This is a genomic window from Agrobacterium tumefaciens, from assembly GCF_005221325.1.
Lineage (GTDB): Bacteria > Pseudomonadota > Alphaproteobacteria > Rhizobiales > Rhizobiaceae > Agrobacterium.
On sequence record NZ_CP039888.1, the window covers coordinates 1010782 to 1032786 of the forward strand.

The window sequence follows — 22005 nt, forward strand, 5'->3', positions numbered from 1 at the left end:
CAGAATCGGGGGCTAAACGCATGAAATGGTGTAAGGTTCCGTAAGGGTAGGTGTCTATGTGGCGCGTGGGCGGCGGCGCAGGCTCTCGCGTTTTTCCAGCGCCATGCATCCCCACAATATGCCGAGCAACAGGAAGAAATGCCGCCAGTGGTCGGTATCGATGACGGCGCCGATCATCACATGTCCAACGAAGGTCACCCAGGAAATGATCAGGAACGACTGCCAGGGGCGTGGCCGCAGCAGATGTCTAAAACCGGCTGCAATCGTCCAGCAGATGAGGGTGAGATAGATGACGAAGCCGAACCAGCCATGCGTGGTCAGGCTTTTCAGCCAGATATTATGTTCGGCGGCGGGAAAGATATTGTCGAATACCATCGGGCCAATGCCGAGCGGATGTTCCATGGCAAGCAGGAAACCGAGATAGTGGCGGGCAAAACGCCCGAGATGCCCGCCATCGTAAGATTGCACCGCCGAGGCGCGGCTGGAGAACAGATCCGCCACCTGCTTGAACTGCAGCGCGATGATGACAGCCGCGACCATCAGCCCCGCGGCGACGAGGAACAGCACGAGGATTTTCAGGCGAAACGCCGCCGTCCGCTCCTTCAGGAGCATGACGAAGACGAGGAGAATGGTGGCGAACAGAAAAAGGCCCCACGCCGCGCGTGAAAACGACAGGAAAATGCCAAGCGACAGGATGAGCAGCCCGACGATGCGCCAGGGCGCATGCATCGCCTTGCCGGTGAGAAGGCCATAGATGAGGTAAAGCGACGGTGTCACCAGGAAGGGACCGAAGACGTTGGGGTCCTGGAAGGCGCCCTTGGCACGATCGTAAAGGGTAAAGACCTCGAAGCCCGGAATGGCATGGAAATAACCGATGATGCCAAGCAGCGAGGTGATGAGCGCCGCCGTCAGCCAGGCCCGGAAAATCAACAGCAGCCGCTGGTACTTGTCTTCCACGATCGCCGCATAAAACACCGAGGTCAGCGCCAGAAAAGTCGAGACGGCGAGATAGAGCGGTCCCTCATCCAGATCGGCCATGGTGGTGAGAGAAAGATAACCGCCGACGTTGAAGGCAAGCAGCAGGCATAAAAGCAGGACGACGGTGCGCGAAAGGCGAAGGCCGAGCAGGAACCACAAGGCCACCTGTCCGACCATCATCAATTCGTAAGGCGCCGGTTCGGAAATCACGAAACCGGAGAGAAACACCCCAAACGCGATGAAGAGCGAGCCGATGAGCCGCATGGTGGCCAACGGTGCGTCAAAATTTTCCGCGTGCTGGTAACCGGTGTGGGTCAATAGGCATTTTCCGATTTGAGCAGCCGGATCGGCGTGAGGAACAGGATCTTCAGATCGAGAAACAACGACCAGTTCTCGATGTAATAGAGATCATATTCGGTCCGGAACTTGATCTTGTCGCCGTGGTCGATCTCGCCGCGCCAGCCATTGATCTGCGCCCAGCCGGTCACCCCGGGCTTGACCTTGTGTCGCGCGAAATAATGCTCCACCACCTCGGTATATTTCAGATCGCCCGTCTGCGCGTGAACGGCGTGCGGGCGCGGACCGACCAAAGAGAGGTCGCCGTAGAGAACGTTGAAAAGCTGCGGCAACTCGTCCATTGAGGATTTGCGCAGGAAGCGGCCGACCGGCGTGACGCGCGGATCGTTCTTCGTGACGGCCTTTTTCGCGGTGGGATCGCTGAGTTCCGTATACATGGAGCGGAACTTCCAGACATTGATCGTTTCATTGTTGAAGCCGTGGCGCTTCTGCTTGAAGAGGACCGGACCTTTGGAGGTCGTCTTCACGGCAATTCCCGCAGCCAGCATCACCGGCCAGAAAAGTGCGATCCCCAGGAGGCTGAAGGTGATGTCGAACAGTCGCTTCGCCACCGAATCCCAGTCGCGGATCGGCTTGTCGAACACATCCAGCATCGGCACCTTGCCGACATGGGAATAAGCGCGCGGGCGGAAACGCAATTTATTGGCATGGGCGGCGATGCGGATATCGACCGGCAGCACCCACAGCTTGCGCAGAAGCTGGAGAATGCGCGCCTCGGCGCTGAGCGGAAGGGCGATGATGAGCATGTCGAGCTTCGTCAGGCGAGCGAATTCCACCAGCTCCGCAAAGGTGCCGAGCTTGGGATAACCGGCGACGACCTCGGGAGATCGCTCGCTTTTCCGGTCGTCGAAAATACCGCAGATGCGGATGTCGTTGTCGGACTGCTGTTCCAGCGAACGGATCAGGTCTCTTGCGGCATCGCCGCCGCCGACGATGACGGCGCGGCGTTCCATGACACCATTGCGGCCCCAGTGGCGAATGGCAAAGCCGAGGATCAGCCGTCCGGCAAAAATCGCGATCGCGCCCGTTGCATACCAGACGGCGAAGGCTTGCCAGGAATGCAGCGTGTCGGGAAAGAAGAATAGAAGGAAACAGGCAATTCCCACGAAGGAAAGGCAGACGGCGCCCTGAATGCGGGCGAACATTTTCAGCGGCGTGCGCAGCGTCGGAAGCTGATAGCAATCACCCGCCTGCAGGAGAAAGACGCAGAGTGCCGCACCCAGCACGCCGCCGCTGAAAACCTTCAGGAAGGTTTCAAGGCCGCGATCGGCTGCAATGCCGTTGATGACGGCGGCTATGACCACGAGCATCGTGAATTCGAGAAGCCGCAATTGCCCGATCACCATGTTGGGTGAATGGTTGCCGGCGCGAAGCTGGTTGGCGATCTGCCGTGCAAGCGGGTTGAGAACGACGGTTTCGGATGCCGCAGCCCCCCCGGCTTCGTAGTCGGAGAGCTTCTTGCGCAATGACGCGAGATCGAATTGCAGTCTGTCCTTGTCAGTCTTGGTCATTGCTTTGGTCCGCACCATCAAGCGTATCGGCCCGAAACTCATATTCGATTTTCCACCGGACGATACGCAACTTCAAAGTGGTAAAGCCTCCCAGTCACGTCTGGATGGACGCAAGGGGCTCTACGAGCTGGAAACTAGCCGAAACATGCTAAGAAACGTTTATGATGAATTTCTACAGGACGGCTGGAATATACAATTAAAAATCGTGTTTTTGAAATGACTTTAGGTCGTCAGCAGGTCACGATAGAGTTTCATCATCTCATCGGCCATGACAGGGGTTGAAAATTTCGCCTTGAAGCCGTCGGGACGGGGCATGACCCGCAGCGCCCAGTCGGCATCCTCCGCATCCTTGACCATGATCCGCGCCAGCGCATCGGCGTCACCGGCCGGAACAAGCGCCTCGCTGTCTTCTCCAAGAACTTCGGGAATGCCGCCGACATGCGAGGCAATGACGGTTTTTCCCGCCGCAAGCGCTTCCAGAACGATATAGGGCATGGCTTCGGCGCGCGAAGGCACCACCACGGTGGCGGCGAGTTCGAAGGCCTGTCTCGCGGGCATGGCCGCATGCATGGAAATGCGTCGGGAAAGCCCGGCCGTGTCGATCATCGCCGCATATTTGTCCCTGTCGGGTCCGTCGCCGACGATGACGCCGGACATGGGCTGGCCGATGCTGCGCTCCATTTTTGCGAAGGCCCTGATGAAGACATCGGGTCCCTTGAGGTCACGCAACATGCCGATATAGAGGAAACGGGCGGCACCTTCGCGAGGAGGGACGGTTTCGAATTCGCTCTCCTGGACGCCGTTATAAATCATTGCGGTGCGGGTGCGCGGCTTGCCGACCTTGGCTTCGTAAGTCTCCTGCTCGAAATTGCAGACGAAGCAGAGCGCATCGGTGAAATGCTCCTGAAATCGCTCCAGCCGCAGGAAGAGCTGCCCCTTCAGGCTGTTTCGGGCATAATGCAGGCTGCCGCCATGCGGTGAATAGAGGCGGGCTACGCGATACCTGTTCGCCCGCAGGAGTGAGCCGATCAGCCGGGCAAGAGCGCCACCCTTGGCGCTGTGTCCGTGCAGAATGTCCGGCCGCAAACTTTTGATGTGCTTGTAGGATTTCCACAGCGCTAGGAGGTCGCCGGGGCTGATCGACCGGCGGATGGGCAGGCGGGTGAGGCCAAGCTCCAGCATCGGGGTGATCTGCGCGAAAAGCCGTTCCTCATGCGCACCGCCGGTGGAGCTGTCGCAGACGATGCCGACCTTGTGGCCCTGCCTGACGTGTTCCTCGATCAGATCGCGCACATGGCGGAAAACGCCGCCCACGGGTGAGCGGAAACAATGAATGATGCGCAGGGGAGGGCCGTCATCCGACACGTTCACCGCTCCGTTTTTTAGAAGAAGCGTTCGCGGACATAGACGGTATCGCCCGCCAGAATGGGTGCGGTGATACCGATGCGGCCGGTCATCACCTCGGTATTGATCTTGCGGGTAATGTCGACATCGGCCTGGTTGGCACGCGGGGTGAAACCGCCGGCAATGGCGATGGCGTTTTGCACGGTCATGCCCGGCACATAGGAATATTGGCCGGGACGACCCACTTCACCCATGATGAAAACAGGACGGTAACGGTCGATTTCGATGGTCACGTCGGGATCGCGCAGATACCCCTGCCGTAGCTTGGCGGCGATGGCGGCTTCGAGTTGCGGCAGCGTCTTGCCGCGTGCGGGAACCTGGCCGACGAGGGGGAAGGCGACGTAACCCGCCTGATCAACGGTATAGGTATTGGTCAGCCCGACCTGTTCGAAAACGTTGATGCGCAGCCTGTCGCCGCTATCGACGTGATATGGTTGCAGCGCAGTCTCATTAAATGAGCGCGGTGCGGGTTGATATGCCGCGCAACCGGAAAGGGCCGTCAAAACGGCGAGCGTCAGTGCGGTGACATGTCGTGATCCGGCGAGCGGCATCTCATCTGGCTCCGAGTCGATCTTTGACCATTCTTATCGTTCTGTTAGGGTTAATGGCCGGTAAACGTCAGGCGCGAGCGATGGTAATATCGGCTTTATTTCGTCGGATTCTCCGAGATTAACGGTTGTGTTACCGGCAAGACTTAAGCTTCGCGAAAATTGGCCATCTATATTTGAGCGCCCGAGGTTTGTCTCGGTTACGGAGCTTGCATGAACGGCGATCGCATTGACGACAGGGATGTGGATATCGACCTTGCGCAACTTGCTGCGGCGATATGGCGACGCAGGGGGCGGATCGCGGCGATTACCCTTCTCTCCGGGGGCGCCGCCTTCGTGGCTGCCAGCATGATGTCGCCTGCCTATAAGGGCGAGGCGCGCGTGCTCATCGAATCCCGCGCGGCCTCCTTCGGCGCGTCGCAGCAGTCCAATGCACCCGCCGAACCCGTGCTCGATGAATTGACCGTTTCCAGCCAGGTGCAGATCCTGCAATCAGTAGACCTCATCAAGCAGGTCGCGAAAGACATGAAGCTTTATGAGCTTGATGAGTTCGATCCGGAAGCCCATCCTTCCTTCGTGTCGCAGCTGCTGGTCGGGGTCGGCCTCAAGAAGGATCCGCTTCAGGTGCTGCCCGAAGAACGGGTGCTGAAGGCCTTCCGGGAGAAGCTGCAGGTCTATCAGGTCGAAAGCTCGCGCGTCATCACGGTCGAATTCTCCTCGCAGGACCCCAAGCTCGCATCCGCCATCCCCAATGAGATGATGAAGGCCTACATTGCGCTGCAGAGCGGCGCGAAGCTGGACACCAGCACGGAAGCGGCACGCTGGCTGGAGCCGGAAATCGCCAATCTGCGCGAAAAGGTGCGAGAGGCGGACAGGAAGGTCGCGGATTATCGCGCCTCGTCCGACCTTCTCTCGGCCGGGCAGGGCGAGACGCTTGCCACGCGGCAGCTCAGTGACATCTCTACCGAACTCGGCCGTATCCGTGGCGAGCGCGCCAATGCGGAAGCGAGAGCCGAGGGCGTGCGCAATGCGCTGGCAAGCGGCCGCGCGCTCGATACCTTTCCCGATGTCGTCGGCTCCCCAACGATCCAGAGGCTGAAGGAAAACGAAACGACGATCCGCAGCCAGATTTCCGATCTCACCTCCTCGTTGCTGGAGGGCCATCCGCGCATCAGGGCGCTGCGCAACCAGCTGACCGGCATAGAGCGGCAGATTCAGGAAGAGACCCGGAAGGTGCTCGCAAGCCTTGAAAACGAGGCGAATGTATCGCGGTTGCGCGAGCGGCAGCTCGTCCAGCAATTGAACGTGCTGAAATCGGAAAGCGTGCGGGCCGGTGAACAGCAGGTGGGGCTCAACGATCTCGAGCGCGAGGCCTCGGCCCAGCGGCAGCTTCTCGAAACCTATCTCGCCCGTTACCGCGAAGCGACGTCGCGTGCAGGCTCGGTGGATTCCACGCCCGCCGATGCCCGTGTCATTTCGGCAGCGGTGGAACCGCGTGAACCCTATTTCCCGAAAACCGGCGCCATCACCATTGTTGTGACGCTCGCAGCCTTTCTGCTTTCCTGCATCGTCGTCATGCTGGTGGAACTTTTCACCGGCCGGGCTCTGAAGCCAGTGGGCCGGAGCCAGGTTCCGCCGCTCTCCGATCCGCCACCGCCGGCACGCGCACGGGTCGAGGCGGATGAGGTGGCGGACGTACCGGAACAGCCCGTCACAGAGCGTCACGAGCCAATTCAGCCGGCTCCCCAGGCCATACCGGTCGCGGCGCACCATAAGCTCGCCGAGGAGGAGCGGCAGGTGCCTGTCGCGGCCATGGCTGCGATACCGGCCTTGCCAAAGGAAGATGCGGCTGCGGTGCAAGAGGCGGCAGAAGAGGACATCGACACGTCAGACGATTTTTCGATCGATGCCGTTGCGGATTTCCTTGCCACGCGGCTTGCCAAGCCGGTCGCCGCCGTCGTGTCTCCGGCCGGTGATAGCGGTTCGACCTCAACCGTGATGCTGGCGCGCGCCTTGTCCGAAATGGGCCGGTCGGTCGTTCTCGTTGATATGACGGCGTCCGGTTGTCCGACGCGGCTGATGGCACCCGAGGCCGGGCTTCCCGGGGTCATGGACCTTCTGGCCGGTGCGGCCGCCTTTGGTGAAACCATTCACGGAGACCGGCTGTCCGATGCCCATATCGTGCCGCGCGGCAACGCCCAGCCGCGTGAGGCCATGCGCGCCATAGACCGCCTGACGATGATCCTCGGTGCATTATCCGATGCCTACGACACGGTTCTCGTCGAATGTGGCGCGGTGCAGATTGCAAGTCTTGAAAAAATGCTGCGCAATCTGCCGGCGGAAATCATCGTTTCCGTTCCCGGCCGGGATGGCGAGATGCTGGAAAAGACGCTCGATGACCTGGTGGCACAGGGCTATGAGCAGGCGCTGCCGATGACCGGCATGCGCAAGCCGGATCATCTGAGCGCCGCCTGAGGGGTGGCGAAACCCCGCTCAGTCGGCGGCCGCGGCTTCCGCTCTTGGCCGCCCGGCGCGAAAACGCTGGATCAGCGCATAAAGCGCCGGATTGGATTTGATCAGGCTCTTCGTCCGGGCGATGGCGACATAGGCAGAGGCCGCTGCCCGGCCCTTCAGCGTCACCGGCAGGAATATATCGTGCTGCGCGGTGGAAAGCGGGCACCAGCTGCGTTTGTAGAGCTGATCGCCCACACCGAAATCGAAAATCGCCGCCTTATCGCGGCACGCCCTTTCGATCATCAACCAGAACAGCAATTCGCCGGGGCTGAGTTCCGAAACGGATTCATCTATCGAACCGAACTGGCAGATGATGTGATCCTGCTTGCGCGAAAGACCTGCTACGGCAGCGATGATGCCTTCATTTGCGCCATGCAGGCGAATCGCGTGCAGTTCCAGCAGGGTATCCGTACCCGTTTCCGGGAAGTTGGCGAGATCGTAGAAAAAGTCTTTCACCGATTGGTCGCGAAAGACATCGGGAATGCCCTGCGAGGCAAAACGGTTGGCCTTTTGCCGGAAGAATGTCTGTAATAACTCGCATTTTTCCTGCGGGGATCGGGCGATCACATGGCTGTAGCCGCCCATTTCCTCCGCCCTGCGGCTCTGGATTCGAAATTTCTTCCGGCGTCTCTTGGCATTGACCTGCCGAAGCGTAGCTTCGAAACTGTCGAGCAGCGGAAGCTGGAAGGCCGGGTTCTGGTTTTCGACGGAAGCCAGATAGGAGAGCGGACTGGTTCTGCCGCGCCAGATCAAAGGGATGTTCTGCAGCGCCAGAATATCGGCCCGGCCATCAAGCAGCTTGCGTGCCTCGCGGGCAATCGCCGCAGCGATTTCCTGTCCCGCTTGTTTCGCAAAAGCCGGTTCGAAAAGCCCCGTATTGATATTGTTGAAGCGGCCGCCGGGAAAACGGGCCTTTCGGATGCCGCCCTCCTGCACGATTTCGAGCGGAAGCAGGAAGATGGTCTTCCCCTCCTGTCGGCCGCGCAGGATCAGGAGGCCGCTCTCCTGCGTTTGCGCCCAGATGGAGCACCAGCCAAAGCCCTGATGCAGGGAATTGAGCGGGTCGTTTTCCAGCTGTTCCCAGTCGGAGCGGATGGTCGTTGCGTCATCGACGAGATCGATCACCAGACGATCGGCACCCCGCCGCTCGTTGTGCACGGCGGTCGGCGCTTTATCCTCGCTGATTGTGACCGGCCCCTCAGCCACCATCCACTCTCTCCGGTTGTTTCGGTCGGACTATATCGTTGAGCGGCAAACAATCGGTTTATAAAATTGCGACCTCAGGGTGTCGCGTGGCCGCCCGCTTAGCCCCGCTTTTTTGAGCCGGCCATCCATTTGATGATCAGCATGGCTGGCAGAATCCATAAGAGTCCGCTCAGCACGAAATAGGCGAGATGCACCCACCAGGGCGATTGCGCCAGCGTCGCCGACGCGATGGCCGTCGCCGCCACGGCGTAAACGACGACGAGGCAGATAATGACGACGGTGCCGATGAGCGATCTGAGGCGAGGGTGCATGAAATCTTCCGCTATTGAACATGTAGGACGACTATAGCGCCGCGACCCCATGCCGCAAACCCTGAGGCCTTGTTTTGTGCTGCCGGTTGGGGCTAATCAACATGACTGTATGATGGAGACCCGAAAGATGCGTTCGAACGGCATGACGATGGCAAATGGTTCTGTGGACATGGTGGTAGAGGCCGCCCTGCAGAAACAGGAGAAGGACCGTCGACTGCTGCGCATCTGGCTGCGCGTCGTGCTTTTCACGCTCTTCTGTCTGGTCCTCGTCGGCGGCGCCACGCGGCTCACCGAATCCGGCCTGTCGATCACGGAATGGAAGCCGATCCACGGCGCGATACCGCCGCTTTCCGTGGCCGAGTGGGAAGAGGAGTTCCAGCTCTACAAGCGTATTCCCCAATATCAGGAAATCAACAAGGGCATGTCGCTCGATGAGTTCAAGACGATTTTCTGGTGGGAATGGGCGCATCGCCTGCTTGCCCGCACCATCGGGCTCGTCTTCGCCCTCCCGCTTGCCTTCTTCTGGCTCACCGGCCGCGTTGAAAAGCGCCTGCGCCTGCCGCTGGTAGGCCTTCTGGCGCTTGGCGGTTTCCAGGGCTTCGTCGGTTGGTGGATGGTGTCATCAGGCCTCGTCAACCGCACGGATGTTTCACAATATCGCCTCGCCACCCATCTGACGATCGCCTGCCTCATCTTCGCGGGCTGCATGTGGATATTGCGCGGACTGTCGCATCATTCGCCTGATGCGGCGGATGAGCGGACGGGCAGGGGCTTTGCCGCGCTGCTGACGGTGCTCTGTCTGTTCCAGATTTATCTTGGCGCGCTGGTGGCGGGTCTGAATGCCGGCCTGTCCTATAATACCTGGCCGCTGATGGATGGTTCGCTCGTGCCGGGTGATCTCTTCCTGCAGCAGCCCTGGTGGATCAACCTCTTCGAAAACCCGAAGACGGTGCAATTCGCCCATCGCCTGGGTGCCTACACGCTGTTTGCCGCCACGCTTTGGCATATGGTGTCGATGGCCCGTGCCTTGCCCGGTACGCCGCATGCCCGCCGCGCGGTGCTGTTCTTCGTGCTCATCTCCATTCAGGCGGGGCTCGGCATCACCACGCTTCTGATGCACGTCGATATCCATGTCGCGCTCGCCCATCAGGGCATGGCGCTGATCGTGCTCGCCTTTTCGGTCGCCCATTGGCGCGGTTTCATCGGCGAATATCCGACGCCCGTCGCGGTCGAAGTCAGGGACTGACGCCGCTCAAAACTGTTTCAGGACTGCCTTGATTGTTGCCGCGACGGCGAGTTCGTTGTCGCGCTCTTGCGCATTTTCGTCCTCTTCGTGCCAGGTGGCCGAAAGGCAGCCATAGGCGAAGGCATATTGCAGCAACAGCCGTTCGTTCCGTTGCAGCGTCCGGGAAAAGATTGCCGCCATGGAAGCAATGCGTGCTTCGCTGCGGGTGAGGTCGAAACGGTCGAGCGGATTGGAGAACATGTTGGCGACATCGAATGCCGCATCGCCGATCAGGCCCGCCGGGTCGATGATGATCCAGCCGCGATCGCTGTGCATGATATTCTCGTGGTGCAGATCGCCATGCAGCGGCTTGATATCCCGCTGCTGGTCAATCAGCGTCTGCGCAAGCCTCGCTGCCTCGACAAAGGGGCTGTCGATCCCGTCGGAACGATCCTGCTCGGCCTTGCGGAACAGGCTTTCGAAATAGAGCGGCAGCGTCAGCAGGCTGGACGGCGGCGGCTGTTCGGATGGCTGGTGATATCTAAGCAGGACCTCGGCGGCGATTTCCGTGGTGGCATCGTCGTTGCCGTCGCGGAACAGCACGTCGCGAAGGGTCTCCTTGCCGGCATGTTCCATCAGTAGAATGTTGTCGGAACAGTCGAGCAGTTCGACGCAGCCGATACCCGCGCGCCATGCGATGAAATCCGCGCCGCGTAGACTGTCTTTCAGCACCTTCTTTTTCAGAACCTTGGCAATGGCAAGGGAGCCGTCCTTGCGCATCAGCTCATACACGATACCGGCCGGTGTATCGGCGATGCGTTTCGCGGCCTCGATATTCCACGAGGCCGGAAAAGACGGTGTCTTGCTGCTCATGCGGAGAGCATCAACTCCATGTTCTGCACCGCCGCGCCGGACGCGCCCTTGCCGAGATTGTCGAGCAGCGCCACGAGATTAATATGCTCACCATCCGGCGTACCGAAGACGAAGAGCTTCATCGTGTCCTTGCCGGCCAGTTCCTCGGCATCGATGCGGGAAAGCCCCTTGCTTTCGGCAAGCGGCACGACGCTGACGATGTCCTGACCCGCATAGTGCGCGGTCAGCGCGGCATGGATGGTTTCGATATCAGTGCCTTCCGAAAGGTCCGCAGCAAACAGCGGAACCTGGACGATCATGCCCTGCGGGAAACGTCCGACGGAGGGCGCAAACAGCGGTGCGCGGTCGAGCTGGCCGTGAATGGTCATTTCCGGCACATGCTTGTGCTTCAGCGTCAGGCCATACAGGAAATTATTGGCGCTGATCGCGTCGTCGCGGCTCTGGTCTTCCATCTGCGCGATCATCTGTTTGCCGCCGCCGGTGTAACCGGAGACCGCATTGACGCTGACCGGATAACCATCGGGCAGGAGGCCCGCGGCGCGCAGCGGACGCAGAAGCGCGATCGCGCCGGTCGGGTAGCAACCCGGATTGGCGACGAAACGGGCGGAACGAACCTTCTCGCCCTGATCCCGATCCATTTCGGCAAAACCGTAAGCCCAGTCCTGATGAACGCGATAGGCGGTCGAGGTGTCGATGATGCGGACATTGTTGTTGCCGGCCACCATGGAGACGGCCTCCTTCGAGGCATCATCCGGCAGGCAGAGGATCGAAATGTCGGCGTTGTTGAGCATATCCTCGCGCATCGCGGCATTGCGGCGCTCCGCTTCGGGAATGGACAGCAGTTCAATATCGCGGCGACCGGCAAGGCGCGTGCGGATCTGCAGACCCGTGGTGCCGTGTTCGCCATCGATGAAGATCTTCGCTGTCATGTCCTTGTCCTGACTTTTCAAAGGGTTGCGAGATTAATCGGAATCATTTTTCTAAGTGTCGGCCTCGTTGTCAGCCGGCCTTCGCCAGCCGTTCGGCGCGCAGGCCAAGCATATACATTGCAACGGTGGCTCCGGCAATGGCGGTAATATCAGCATGGTCGTAAGCGGGTGCGACTTCCACGACATCGGAGCCGCGAATATCGAGTTTTCCGAGCCCGCGCAGAACCGAGAGTATTTTGGCGCTGGTCGGCCCACCGGCGACGGGTGTGCCGGTCCCCGGTGCAAAAGCGGGGTCGAGGCAATCGATATCGAAGGTCAGGTAGGTGGGCATACCGCCCGTGTGCTTGACGATCAGCGAAGCAATATCGCTCGCCCGCATTTCTTCCACTTCGTAACCATGGAGAACGCGGATGCCGAAATCGTCAGGCGCATGGGTGCGGATACCGATCTGGATCGAACGGTCCGGGTCTATCAGCCCGTCGCGCACGGCGCGGGCCACAAAGGAGCCGTGGTCGATGCGCTTGCCATCATCGAACCAGGTGTCCTGATGCGCATCGAACTGCACCAGCGCCAGCCGCCCATGCTTGGCCACATGCGCTTTCAGCAATGGCCAGGTGATGAAGTGATCCCCGCCCAGCGTCAGCAGATAATCCGTCTTGGAAATGATGCTGCGCGCTTCTGTTTCGATCGTATCGGGTGTTTTCCAATGGTTGCCGTAGTCGAGCAGACAGTCGCCATAATCGATGGTCGGCATATGGGCGAAAAGATCGCGCGCGAAGGGATATTGCGGATCATTGTCGAAGATCGCCGAAGCACGGCGGATGGCTTGCGGCCCGAAGCGCGCACCCGGCCGGTTGGAGGTTGCCGCGTCAAAGGGAATACCCCACACGGCCGTCGAAACACCCTTGAGGTTCTTCGTGTATTTACGCCGCATGAAGGAGAGGACGCCCGCATGGGTCGGGTCGGTGGCGGCCGAAGTCAGCGTTGTCGAGGTAAAGGCATGGTCGATTGTTTTGGCCGGCATATGTCACCCCATCGCGTTTTGCGCTGAAGGTGCTGCCTTCTCGCCGAAAAAACAAGGGAGAATAGCCATGAAAAAAGGCGGAGCCGAAGCCCCGCCTTTCGAAGTTCTGAACGAACCGTTCTTGGAAGCGATTAACGCTTGGAGAACTGGAAGGACCGGCGGGCCTTGGCCTTACCGTACTTCTTACGCTCGACAACACGGCTGTCGCGGGTCAGGAAGCCACCCTTCTTCAGAACGGAGCGCAGGCCCGGTTCGAAGTAGGTGAGAGCCTTGGAAACACCGTGACGTACGGCACCGGCCTGGCCGGAAAGACCGCCGCCTGCAACCGTTGCAATGATGTCGAACTGACCCGAACGGGCAGCTGCGACCAGCGGCTGCTGGAGGATCATCTGCAGAACCGGACGTGCGAAATACGTGGTGAAATCGCGGCCGTTGATGATGATCTTGCCAGAACCGGCCTTAACCCATACGCGGGCTACGGCGTTCTTGCGCTTGCCGGTCGCGTAGGAGCGGCCGAGGGTGTCAACCTTGCGGACGTGCACGGGAGCCGAAGCTTCCGATGCCGGGGCGAGGTCTTTCAGAGAGGAAAGATCGGCCATTATCAGGCGCTCCTTACGTTCTTCTTGTTAAGCGCGGCCACGTCGAGAACGGTGGGCTGCTGTGCTTCGTGCGGGTGGTTCGAGCCGGCGTAAACGCGCAGGTTCTTCATCTGGCGACGGCCGAGCGGGCCGCGCGGGATCATGCGCTCGATAGCCTTTTCAACGACGCGCTCCGGGAAGCGGCCTTCGATGATCTGGCGAGCGGTGCGCTCCTTGATGCCACCCGGGTGACCGGTGTGCCAGTAGTACTTCTTGTCGGAATACTTCTTGCCGGTGAAGGCAACCTTTTCCGCATTGATAACGATGACGTTGTCGCCATCATCAACGTGGGGGGTAAAGGTAGCCTTGTGCTTGCCGCGCAGGCGGGTTGCAACGATGGTGGCGAGGCGACCAACAACGAGGCCTTCGGCGTCGATGATGATCCACTTCTTCTCCACCTCAGCGGGCTTCTGAACGAAAGTAGACATGGATTTCACTTTCTAACGTGGACCCGTCACACTCTTGACAAAAGAGCATACGGGCGTTTCTTGTTGCTTGATTTGGTTGCCGTTAAAGGCAACCGCAAATGACCCTATTCCGGCTGGAATCCGATCTGGCGCGCTTATACGGTGTGTGGGTGAAAGCGTCAATATGACCGATTTTGCAGGCTGTAAAAATAAACAAATAAAAACAGCACGTTAGCAATGGGGTATTATTTTACCCCATAAAATTGACCCATTTTAACCGAGCCGCATCACCAGAACGCCCGCTGCAATGATGCCGCCGGCGAGATAACGCCAGATGCTGGCGCGTTCCTTCAGGATGACGACGGAGATCACCAGCGCAAAGAGAATCGAGGTTTCACGGAGCGCCGCGACGACGGCGACGGGGGCCTTGGTCATGGCATAAAGCGCCAGACCGTAGGACAGAATGGAGCCGCCGCCGCCGATCAGGCCGCGCCACCAGTTGCGCCGCACATGCCGCGCGACCGGGCCGACGCCACGCTGGTAAAAGGCAAAACCGAACAGCAGCACCGGCGGCAGAAGCGACATCCACAGCGTATAGGAGATCGCATTACCGGAAAGCCGCGCTCCCACGCCGTCGACGAAAGTGTAGGAAGCGATCACGAAGGCGTTGAGAAGGGCGACGAGGATCGCCTTTCCGCCGCCGCGCCGCGCTTCGAAAGCGAGCGTCAGGATACCCGCAGAGATGACAGCGATGCCGGCGAGGGCGAGAGGACTTAAAACCTCGCTGAGGAACAGGCTGCTCGTTGCCGCCACGATCAACGGAGCAACGCCGCGCATGACGGGATAGACGAGGCCGATATCGCCGATCGTATAGGCGGCGGCGACAAGGCGGAAATAGGCGAATTGCAGAACGGCCGAGGCAATCAGAAAAGGAATGGCCACCGGCGCGGGAAAGGGCAGGAAAGGCAGGAAGGGTAAGGAGCAGGCCGCAGCCCCTGCCGCAATCAGCGAGGCGTCCAGCGATTTGTCGGATCCGGATTTGACCAGCGCATTCCATCCGGCATGCAGCACCGCGCCGAGAAGCACCAGAAGAAGAATGTCAAATGTCACAATAGAGACTCGCTCGCCGGCTACTTTGAGCAACCTATAGCATTGGTTTGAAAACCGGAATCGATTTTCGGCGATGTGGCGAGCGCTTTCCGATTATTGGGCGCGTGTTTTTAGCCGCGGGAACTGTCCAAGCCCGGCGTAATCGCCGCAGATATTGCTACACGCGTAAAATTTGCGCTTTGTGCATGTTATGGGGAAGCGGAATGATTTTGCGCGGGCGCGATGGGGCGTTCTGCTCAGGATTTCATCTGTCATAACCCGGCGCCAGCGCCGGATGCACGGCTGCAGTTCGACGTCAGGGCTTGTTTCGGTTGAAAATACGACCTCATCTGTCAAATATTCCCGCTGATATCCCGTTCGTATTTTGAAGGCAGGGTGTATCAATTTGAGGATGAAAGAGTTGAAAATAAATTTCTTAAATCTTACCAATACCAAACTGTAACGTTGCAGTTAGATATATTGATTGGTTTCCGACATAACTTTTTGAAAATTAGATATGCCTAATTTAACTGTGAACGGAATGAAAACAAACAGGAGACGAATGGCGCATGAATTGCACGTCAATGTTGTTTGCGCCGGTATTCAGGCCTGTCTGCGTCATCTGGGAAAACTGGACATAAATAGTCAATAAAATCTGAATTCCCCTGTTTGTTGAAATCATTTTGCGTGGACGAAAAATGACCGTCGCGAGACGGTCACCCCTCCCTGGCAGCGATTTTCAGGCGGACGGGGGTTCAAGAGGATGAAGAGGCTTCCTAGATGGGAGGGGCGGGCGCGATCGATAGCTTCAGGGCATTGTTCGCGAAATTATGCAGGAGACGCTATGCTCGGGGGGCTTTCAGATGGCGGATTTGCGCTGGCGTTCTTCAAACCAGGTGACGTTCCAAAAGGGATAAGTTGACATGCAGCATGATACTTACGAGCCCGACTATCTCAGAAGAATTCTGACTGACGTCAAAACCATCGCCCTGCTCGGCGCTTCTCCCAACCCCGACAGGCCGAGCCACGGCGTGATGCGCTTTCTGCTGTCAAAGGGTTACCGTGTGTTTCCGGTCAATCCAGGGCAGGCGGGCAAGGAGATATTGGGGCAGAAGGTCTATGCCAGGCTCGCCGATATCCCGGAGGCGATCGATATGATCGATGTTTTCCGCGCGCCGGAATATTTGTCGACCATTGTCGAAGAGGCGATTTTGCTGCCCGAAAGGCCACGGGTTATCTGGGGCCAGCTTTCCGTTCGCGACGACAATGCCGCCGCCAAGGCGGAAGCCTATGGCATCGAAGTGGTGATGGACCGTTGCCCCGCAATTGAGTATCCGCGTCTCAATATTGCGCGATAGTTGGTACGGATTGCACTTATCATTTGACGCCAAGACATTATGATCCCTTCAAAATTCCAATGGAGGAAACATAATGTCGAGCAACAATCCCGGATTTTCGACGCTGGCCGTTCACGCGGGCGCGCAGCCTGATCCGACCACCGGCGCACGCGCGACGCCGATTTATCAGACGACGGCCTATGCCTTCCGCGACGCCGATCACGCCGCCGCTTTGTTCGGGCTGAAAGAGTTCGGCAATATCTACACCCGCATCATGAACCCTACCCAGGCCGTTCTGGAGGAGCGCGTGGCGGCGCTTGAAGGCGGCACGGCGGCGCTCGCCGTCGCTTCCGGTCATGCGGCGCAGTTGCTGGTTTTCCATACGCTCATGCAATCCGGCGATAATTTCGTCGCGGCCCGCCAGCTTTATGGTGGCTCGATCAACCAGTTCGGCCACGCCTTCAAGGGTTTCGACTGGCAGGTGCGCTGGGCGGATGCCGCAGATCCGGCGAGCTTCGAGGCGCAGATCGATGAGCGCACGCGCGCCGTCTTCATCGAAAGCCTTGCTAATCCCGGCGGCACCTTCGTCGATATCGCCGCGATTGCCGATATCGCCCACCGTCACGGCCTGCCGCTCATCGTCGACAACACCATGGCGAGCCCCTATCTGCTGCGGCCACTGGAACACGGCGCGGATATCGTGTTGCATTCGCTGACGAAATTTCTTGGCGGACACGGCAATTCCATGGGCGGCATCATTGTCGATGGCGGCACCTTCGATTGGTCGGCGACTGATAAGTTCCCGGCGCTGTCGCAGCCGCGGCCGGAATATTCCGGCGTCGTGCTGCACCAGACCTTCGGCAATTTCGCCTTTGCCATCGCTTGCCGCGTTCTGGGACTGCGTGATCTCGGCCCGGCCATCTCGCCCTTCAACGCCTTCCTCATCCTGACTGGAATAGAGACGCTGCCGCTGCGCGTTCAGCGCCATTCCGACAATGCGCTCGCCGTCGCGCAATGGCTGAAGGCGCATCCCAAGGTCGGCTGGGTGCATTATGCGGGCCTGGAGGATAGCGACAACCACGCCATCCAGCAGCATTATTCGCCGAAGGGGGCGGGCTCGGTCTTCACCTTCGGCGTCAAGGGCGGTTATGCCGCCGGCAAGGCGCTGGTGGAAGGGCTGCAGCTTTTCTCCCATCTCGCCAATATCGGCGATACGCGCTCGCTCGTCATCCACCCGGCCTCCACCACCCATGCCCAGCTGACACCGGAACAGCAGACGGCGGCCGGCGCCGGGCCGGATGTGGTGCGCCTGTCGATCGGCATCGAAGACGTCAAGGACATCATCGCCGATCTCGAACAATCATTTGCAAAAATCTGAGGACCCTGCCGCGATGACAAATCTCGTGTCTTTTGAAAGCAGCACGGTTGAGGCGGAACACGGCGCACCCGCGCCGGAAAGACTGATATCAGGTGATCCCAGATTCACGACGTGGAATCTCGAAGAGGCCCCCGGCGGCATCTATGCCGGCATCTGGCAGTCCACGCCGGGCAAATGGCGGGTGGTCTATGATGAATGGGAATATTTCAACATTCTCGAAGGCCATTCCATCCTGACCGAGGACGGCGGTTCACCGCGTGATCTGCGGCCGGGCGACCGGCTGGTCTTGCGCCCAGGCTTCACAGGCACCTGGGAGGTCTTGGAAACGACGCGGAAGGATTACGTCATCCGGCTTTGAAGCCGGATGCTGCCTTCGAATCCTTTAACAACCAGATTTCACCACGCCAGATCGAGCCGCTCCAGACCATGGAAATGATAGACGTCCTTCACCTTGGGCGGCTCGGCGATCTTCCGGCCCGGCAGGCGTTTGAAAAGCAGGGGCAGGGCGAGATTGAGCTCCAGTCTCGCAAGCGGCGCGCCGATGCAGAAATGGATGCCGGCGCCGAAGGAGACGTTGGCGCCCTCGTTCCGATCCGGCAGGAAGGCGAGAGGATCAGAAAATTTTGCCGGATCGAGGTTGGCGGCGGCCAGGATGAGGCTGACCTTGTCGCCACGCTTGAACTGCACGCCGTCGATCTCGACCGGTTCGAGGACCCAGCGCTGGAAGATATGGACCGGCGCGCAGATGCGCAGCGTTTCCTCAACCGTGCGTTCCGTGGCCGTTTCGTCATGGAAGAGGGTCTCGGGGGCGATGCCGCTTTCCAGGATGATGCGCACGGAATTGCCGATCTGGTGCACCGTCGCCTCGTGACCGGCATTCAAGAGCACGATGGTGGTGGAGACCAGCTCGTCGTCAGTCAGGTACTGGCCCTTGTGCTCCGCATGGATCATGTGGCTCAAGAGATCGTCCTTCGGCTCCGCCCGCCGCTCGGCGATCACGCTGCGCACATAATCTGAAAATTCCTGCGCGGCCTTGTCGGCCAGAAGCTCGTCTTCGGGCGTGCGCTTGAACATGTACATGCCGACATAGGCATGTGACCATTTCAAAAGCTGCGGCCCCATCTCCTCGGGAATGCCGATCATGCGGGCGATCATCGTCACCGGAATGATATCGGCATAGGAGGAAAGCAGCTCTGTCTCGCCATTCGCTTCGAAGGCGTCGATCAGGCGGTTGGCGAGTTCCTCGATTTCCGGCTTCATCTTGTCGACATGCCGCGAAACGAAGGCGCGGTTGATCAGCGTACGCAGCCGCGTGTGCTCCGGTGGCTCCAGCTCCAGAAGCGAATGCTGCTCGGCCAGGTCGAAATGCTTCACATGGTCAAGGGGCTCCGGAAGGCCGATCTCTTCACGACTTGCCACATGCAGGATCTGCCGCCCGAACCGGCGGTCGCGCAGCAGCGTGCTGACATGGTCATAACAGGTGAAAAACCATTGTCGCTGCTCTTCCCAGTAGAAGGTGGGACATTGCGCGTGCAGGGCGGCATAAACCGGGTTCGGATCGTTGTAGAAGGCCGGATCGCGGGCGTTAAGTGAAACACGGCGGGTGGCGGGATCGATTTTGAGAAAGGGAAATGTCGCTGTCATGCTGTTGGTCTAATCCGCGTCTGGCGCTTTGGGAAGGGCGGGAAACGGCTGGTGGGTGCCGTCACCTGTCACCATATGGCGATATCCTCACCGGCTGGCGATGGCGGATATCCGGTTCAGTGCCGCGACCTGCCGGTCCGCATTGTTGTCCATCGGGTTTTCGTCCCGGTCCGGGGCGGGCACGACGACATTGGCCGAATTCACATGGATGACGGTCCGGTTGCGCCCGGCCTTCTTGGCGGCATAAAGCGCACGGTCGGCCTCGGTCATCATCACGCTCAGATCGGCATCCTTGATCAGGGCTTCGGATATGCCGACGCTGGTCGTCACCTTGATGGCTTCGCTGCGTGCGGTGATCTTCGAAAGACGCAGATTGCTACGGATGGATTCCGCAAGGGTCACGGTGCTGGAGGGGCTATCGACTTCGGCCACCAGCGCGAATTCCTCGCCGCCCATCCGGACGAAAAGGCCGCGATCGCCGATCACGCGCTGCGCGATATTGCAGAAATGCACAAGCACGGCATCGCCGGACTGATGTCCGTATCTGTCATTGATCTTCTTGAAATGATCGATGTCGAAGAGAACCAGCGCCACGTAGCGGTCGGAGCCGTGCGAGCGCTTCTTGATGTGTTCGAACTCCTCCAGCAGACCGCGCCGGTTGAGGACGCCGGTGAGATGATCGGTCATGGCGAGCCGGTGAAGACGAATCTCCGTATCCTCCATGATGATCTTGGCGCTGATCATGATGATGGCTGTAAAGCCGAGCATGCCGGAAATGGAGAGCGCCGATGTCATGGGAATGGCATTGGGAATAGCGGCATTGGCCGGGATGACGATGGATGCGACGATCGCTCCGGCAAAAGCCTGCAGGATCAGGATCGTGGCCAGTACCTTTCGGCTACGTGATCCGCGGGCCCTGCTGGCCAGAAGCACGCCGGCGAGCATGAAATAGCCCGTGGCCGCGCTGGCATGATAAAGCAGGATGCGAGCGACCATGTCTTCACGCACTGACGGCACGAACATTCCGGCGATCCACAGCAGGGCCGGAATGGCAATCCAGCCGCCGAGTTTGCGCTGCTCCAGACATAGCAGGCCCGCGAGCCAGAAACCGAAGGCGGAAAGCGCCAGCGTATTGCCGACCTGAATGGACAGAAAACTGGAAATATCCCCGCGAAGCGCCACCATGACGGTGCCGAAGCCTGTGGCGAGGAAACCGGCGGCGAAATAGAGAGTATGCCGGCGGGAAGGGCGGTGCAGCCACAACGTTCCCAAAAGCACGGCAAGGGTGAACGTCTCCGCCGCCCACAGTAGCGTGCTCGTCTTTGCATCCAGCATTGCAAAATCCTATCTGCGCCATCATGCGGTAAAAGCAGGCTCTTTCGCACGAGATGCGTTATGCCCGCTGGAATTGTTGTGCTGCCATTTCGCCCGGAAGGGCCATTCCCTGATGGGAACCGGAAATTCGCTGGGCAGTATCAGCAGTAAATACCTAACGAGTTCTTGCCGGTGAGAAGTTATATCTGTGCATGGAAGGCAATTTTTGCCTCCACCGCCCGCCATATTAAAAAATGGTGGCGGCGGGTGAAAGGGCCTCGGCCGGCCACGGCTGGTTCGAAACCCCTGCCAAGCCGGCCCCGACGGCCTGCAAACGCTGTTGAGCCGTTAAGGATATGCGGCTTCGTGTCTTGAAGTACGGGGCAGGGACACTCTATGTAGGGAGAATGAAGGTTAGAAGTGATTCCGGAGCGGTTTTCCGCGAAGGGCAGAGTTGACAAAGGACGGACATGAAAAATCCAGTTGATACCGCCATGGCTCTGGTGCCGATGGTCGTTGAGCAGACCAATCGCGGCGAACGCTCCTACGACATATTTTCCCGTCTTCTCAAGGAACGCATCATTTTCCTCACCGGCCCGGTGGAAGACCAGATGGCGTCGCTCGTCTGCGCGCAGCTCCTTTTCCTCGAGGCTGAAAACCCGAAGAAGGAAATCGCGCTCTACATCAATTCGCCGGGTGGCGTCGTGACCGCCGGCATGGCGATCTACGATACGATGCAGTTCATTCGCCCCGCGGTTTCGACGCTCTGCGTCGGCCAGGCGGCATCCATGGGCTCGCTGCTTCTGGCTGCCGGCGAAAAGGGTATGCGTTTCGCCACCCCGAATGCCCGCATCATGGTGCATCAGCCTTCCGGCGGCTTCCAGGGCCAGGCATCGGATATCGAGCGCCACGCCCGCGACATCATCAAGATGAAGCGCCGCCTGAATGAAGTCTACGTCAAGCATACCGGCCGCACGCTTGAAGAGGTTGAAAAAACCCTTGATCGCGACCATTTCATGGATGCAGACGAGGCGAAGGAATGGGGTGTGATCGACAAGATCCTGACCTCACGCCAGGAAATCGAAGGCGCCGCCGCGAATTGAGGCGCGCCGCTTTCTGACGTTTGTTTGACCCCGCAAAAGTAATTTCGGGGCTTTCAACCGCAACAGAAAGCGATATTAGTATATAAAGGCTATGTTGAGTTTTTATGACGTAGCCTTGTTTGATGGGGAATTCGTTGCAGCCGGTGGTCAGCTCATGTATCTGATACCGGTTAGTACCCCGGGAAACGAGGCGGATACGGCGATGCACCCCAAGG

The 22005-nt window shown here is 59.3% G+C and carries 20 protein-coding genes; 6 read left to right on the forward strand and 14 right to left on the reverse strand.

Annotated elements, in window-relative coordinates:
• Nucleotides 1-54: 54 nt before the first annotated feature.
• The 4 genes from uppF to uppC form a co-directional block, all read right to left on the reverse strand.
• Nucleotides 55-1296: a polysaccharide biosynthesis O-antigen ligase family protein UppF gene (gene uppF / locus CFBP5499_RS05355; RefSeq protein ID WP_080825295.1), complete on the reverse strand. Its 1242-nt coding sequence runs from the start codon at nucleotides 1294-1296 to the stop codon at nucleotides 55-57.
• Nucleotides 1293-2846: a polysaccharide biosynthesis glycosyltransferase UppE gene (uppE, locus tag CFBP5499_RS05360; protein WP_080827367.1), complete on the reverse strand. Its 1554-nt coding sequence runs from the start codon at nucleotides 2844-2846 to the stop codon at nucleotides 1293-1295. The genes uppF and uppE overlap by 4 nt, the downstream gene beginning before the upstream one ends.
• Before the next feature lie 222 nt (nucleotides 2847-3068).
• Entirely contained in the window at nucleotides 3069-4211 is a 1143-nt protein-coding gene (uppD, locus tag CFBP5499_RS05365) for a polysaccharide biosynthesis type 4 glycosyltransferase UppD (RefSeq protein ID WP_080827366.1), read from the reverse strand.
• A 17-nt stretch (nucleotides 4212-4228) separates the two neighbouring features.
• Nucleotides 4229-4801, reverse strand: coding sequence for a polysaccharide export protein UppC (uppC, locus tag CFBP5499_RS05370; protein WP_080825294.1), 573 nt, complete (start codon nucleotides 4799-4801; stop codon nucleotides 4229-4231).
• Between the two features lie 210 nt (nucleotides 4802-5011).
• Between uppC and uppB the strand changes: the two genes are divergently transcribed.
• Nucleotides 5012-7273 (forward strand): polysaccharide biosynthesis protein UppB, encoded by a 2262-nt coding sequence (gene uppB / locus CFBP5499_RS05375; protein ID WP_080825293.1) that lies wholly within the window; start codon nucleotides 5012-5014, stop codon nucleotides 7271-7273.
• Between the two features lie 18 nt (nucleotides 7274-7291).
• On the opposite strand, the gene uppA is transcribed toward uppB, so the two are convergent.
• Together uppA and CFBP5499_RS05385 are read right to left on the reverse strand one after the other, a co-directional pair.
• Nucleotides 7292-8521: a polysaccharide biosynthesis GNAT family N-acetyltransferase UppA gene (gene uppA, locus CFBP5499_RS05380; RefSeq protein WP_080825292.1), complete on the reverse strand. Its 1230-nt coding sequence runs from the start codon at nucleotides 8519-8521 to the stop codon at nucleotides 7292-7294.
• Nucleotides 8522-8616: 95 nt separating this feature from the next.
• Entirely contained in the window at nucleotides 8617-8829 is a 213-nt protein-coding gene (locus tag CFBP5499_RS05385; protein ID WP_080825291.1) for a DUF2842 domain-containing protein, read from the reverse strand.
• 142 nt (nucleotides 8830-8971) lie between these two features.
• On the opposite strand from CFBP5499_RS05385, the gene CFBP5499_RS05390 reads away from it, so the two are divergent.
• Nucleotides 8972-10075, forward strand: a complete 1104-nt coding sequence (locus CFBP5499_RS05390) for a COX15/CtaA family protein (protein WP_173986852.1) — start codon at nucleotides 8972-8974, stop codon at nucleotides 10073-10075.
• A gap of 6 nt (nucleotides 10076-10081) precedes the next feature.
• Here CFBP5499_RS05390 and CFBP5499_RS05395 read toward each other — a convergent pair whose 3' ends face one another.
• The 6 genes from CFBP5499_RS05395 to CFBP5499_RS05420 all read right to left on the reverse strand — a co-directional run bounded on the left by CFBP5499_RS05395 (nucleotide 10082) and on the right by CFBP5499_RS05420 (nucleotide 15035).
• On the reverse strand, nucleotides 10082-10927 hold the full coding sequence (locus CFBP5499_RS05395; protein WP_080825289.1) for an aminoglycoside phosphotransferase family protein: 846 nt from the start codon (nucleotides 10925-10927) through the stop codon (nucleotides 10082-10084).
• Nucleotides 10924-11856 carry an N-acetyl-gamma-glutamyl-phosphate reductase gene (argC, locus tag CFBP5499_RS05400; RefSeq protein ID WP_080825288.1) on the reverse strand — a complete coding sequence of 311 codons (933 nt, stop codon included), beginning with the start codon at nucleotides 11854-11856 and terminating at the stop codon, nucleotides 10924-10926. Before argC ends, CFBP5499_RS05395 begins: the two co-directional genes overlap by 4 nt.
• A gap of 70 nt (nucleotides 11857-11926) precedes the next feature.
• On the reverse strand, nucleotides 11927-12880 hold the full coding sequence (speB, locus tag CFBP5499_RS05405) for an agmatinase (RefSeq protein WP_080825287.1): 954 nt from the start codon (nucleotides 12878-12880) through the stop codon (nucleotides 11927-11929).
• Nucleotides 12881-13011: 131 nt separating this feature from the next.
• On the reverse strand, nucleotides 13012-13479 hold the full coding sequence (gene rpsI, locus CFBP5499_RS05410) for a 30S ribosomal protein S9 (RefSeq protein ID WP_003496509.1): 468 nt from the start codon (nucleotides 13477-13479) through the stop codon (nucleotides 13012-13014).
• A 2-nt stretch (nucleotides 13480-13481) separates the two neighbouring features.
• Complete coding sequence (rplM, locus tag CFBP5499_RS05415) at nucleotides 13482-13946, reverse strand: 50S ribosomal protein L13 (protein WP_006312738.1); 465 nt, start codon at nucleotides 13944-13946, stop codon at nucleotides 13482-13484.
• Between the two features lie 252 nt (nucleotides 13947-14198).
• Nucleotides 14199-15035 (reverse strand): EamA family transporter, encoded by an 837-nt coding sequence (locus CFBP5499_RS05420; protein ID WP_080825286.1) that lies wholly within the window; start codon nucleotides 15033-15035, stop codon nucleotides 14199-14201.
• 902 nt (nucleotides 15036-15937) lie between these two features.
• Here CFBP5499_RS05420 and CFBP5499_RS05430 point away from each other — a divergent pair.
• From CFBP5499_RS05430 to CFBP5499_RS05440, 3 genes are all read left to right on the forward strand, one after another.
• Nucleotides 15938-16372 (forward strand): CoA-binding protein, encoded by a 435-nt coding sequence (locus tag CFBP5499_RS05430; protein WP_080825285.1) that lies wholly within the window; start codon nucleotides 15938-15940, stop codon nucleotides 16370-16372.
• Nucleotides 16373-16445: 73 nt separating this feature from the next.
• Complete coding sequence (locus CFBP5499_RS05435) at nucleotides 16446-17729, forward strand: O-acetylhomoserine aminocarboxypropyltransferase (RefSeq protein ID WP_080825284.1); 1284 nt, start codon at nucleotides 16446-16448, stop codon at nucleotides 17727-17729.
• 13 nt (nucleotides 17730-17742) lie between these two features.
• Nucleotides 17743-18087, forward strand: a complete 345-nt coding sequence (locus CFBP5499_RS05440; RefSeq protein WP_080825283.1) for a cupin domain-containing protein — start codon at nucleotides 17743-17745, stop codon at nucleotides 18085-18087.
• Between the two features lie 38 nt (nucleotides 18088-18125).
• On the opposite strand, the gene CFBP5499_RS05445 is transcribed toward CFBP5499_RS05440, so the two are convergent.
• Together CFBP5499_RS05445 and CFBP5499_RS05450 are read right to left on the reverse strand one after the other, a co-directional pair.
• Nucleotides 18126-19373, reverse strand: coding sequence for a cytochrome P450 (locus CFBP5499_RS05445; protein ID WP_080825282.1), 1248 nt, complete (start codon nucleotides 19371-19373; stop codon nucleotides 18126-18128).
• 87 nt (nucleotides 19374-19460) lie between these two features.
• Nucleotides 19461-20708, reverse strand: a complete 1248-nt coding sequence (locus tag CFBP5499_RS05450) for a GGDEF domain-containing protein (protein ID WP_080825281.1) — start codon at nucleotides 20706-20708, stop codon at nucleotides 19461-19463.
• A gap of 449 nt (nucleotides 20709-21157) precedes the next feature.
• Between CFBP5499_RS05450 and clpP the strand changes: the two genes are divergently transcribed.
• Nucleotides 21158-21790, forward strand: a complete 633-nt coding sequence (gene clpP, locus CFBP5499_RS05455) for an ATP-dependent Clp endopeptidase proteolytic subunit ClpP (protein WP_003502355.1) — start codon at nucleotides 21158-21160, stop codon at nucleotides 21788-21790.
• The last annotated feature ends 215 nt before the right edge of the window (nucleotides 21791-22005 follow it).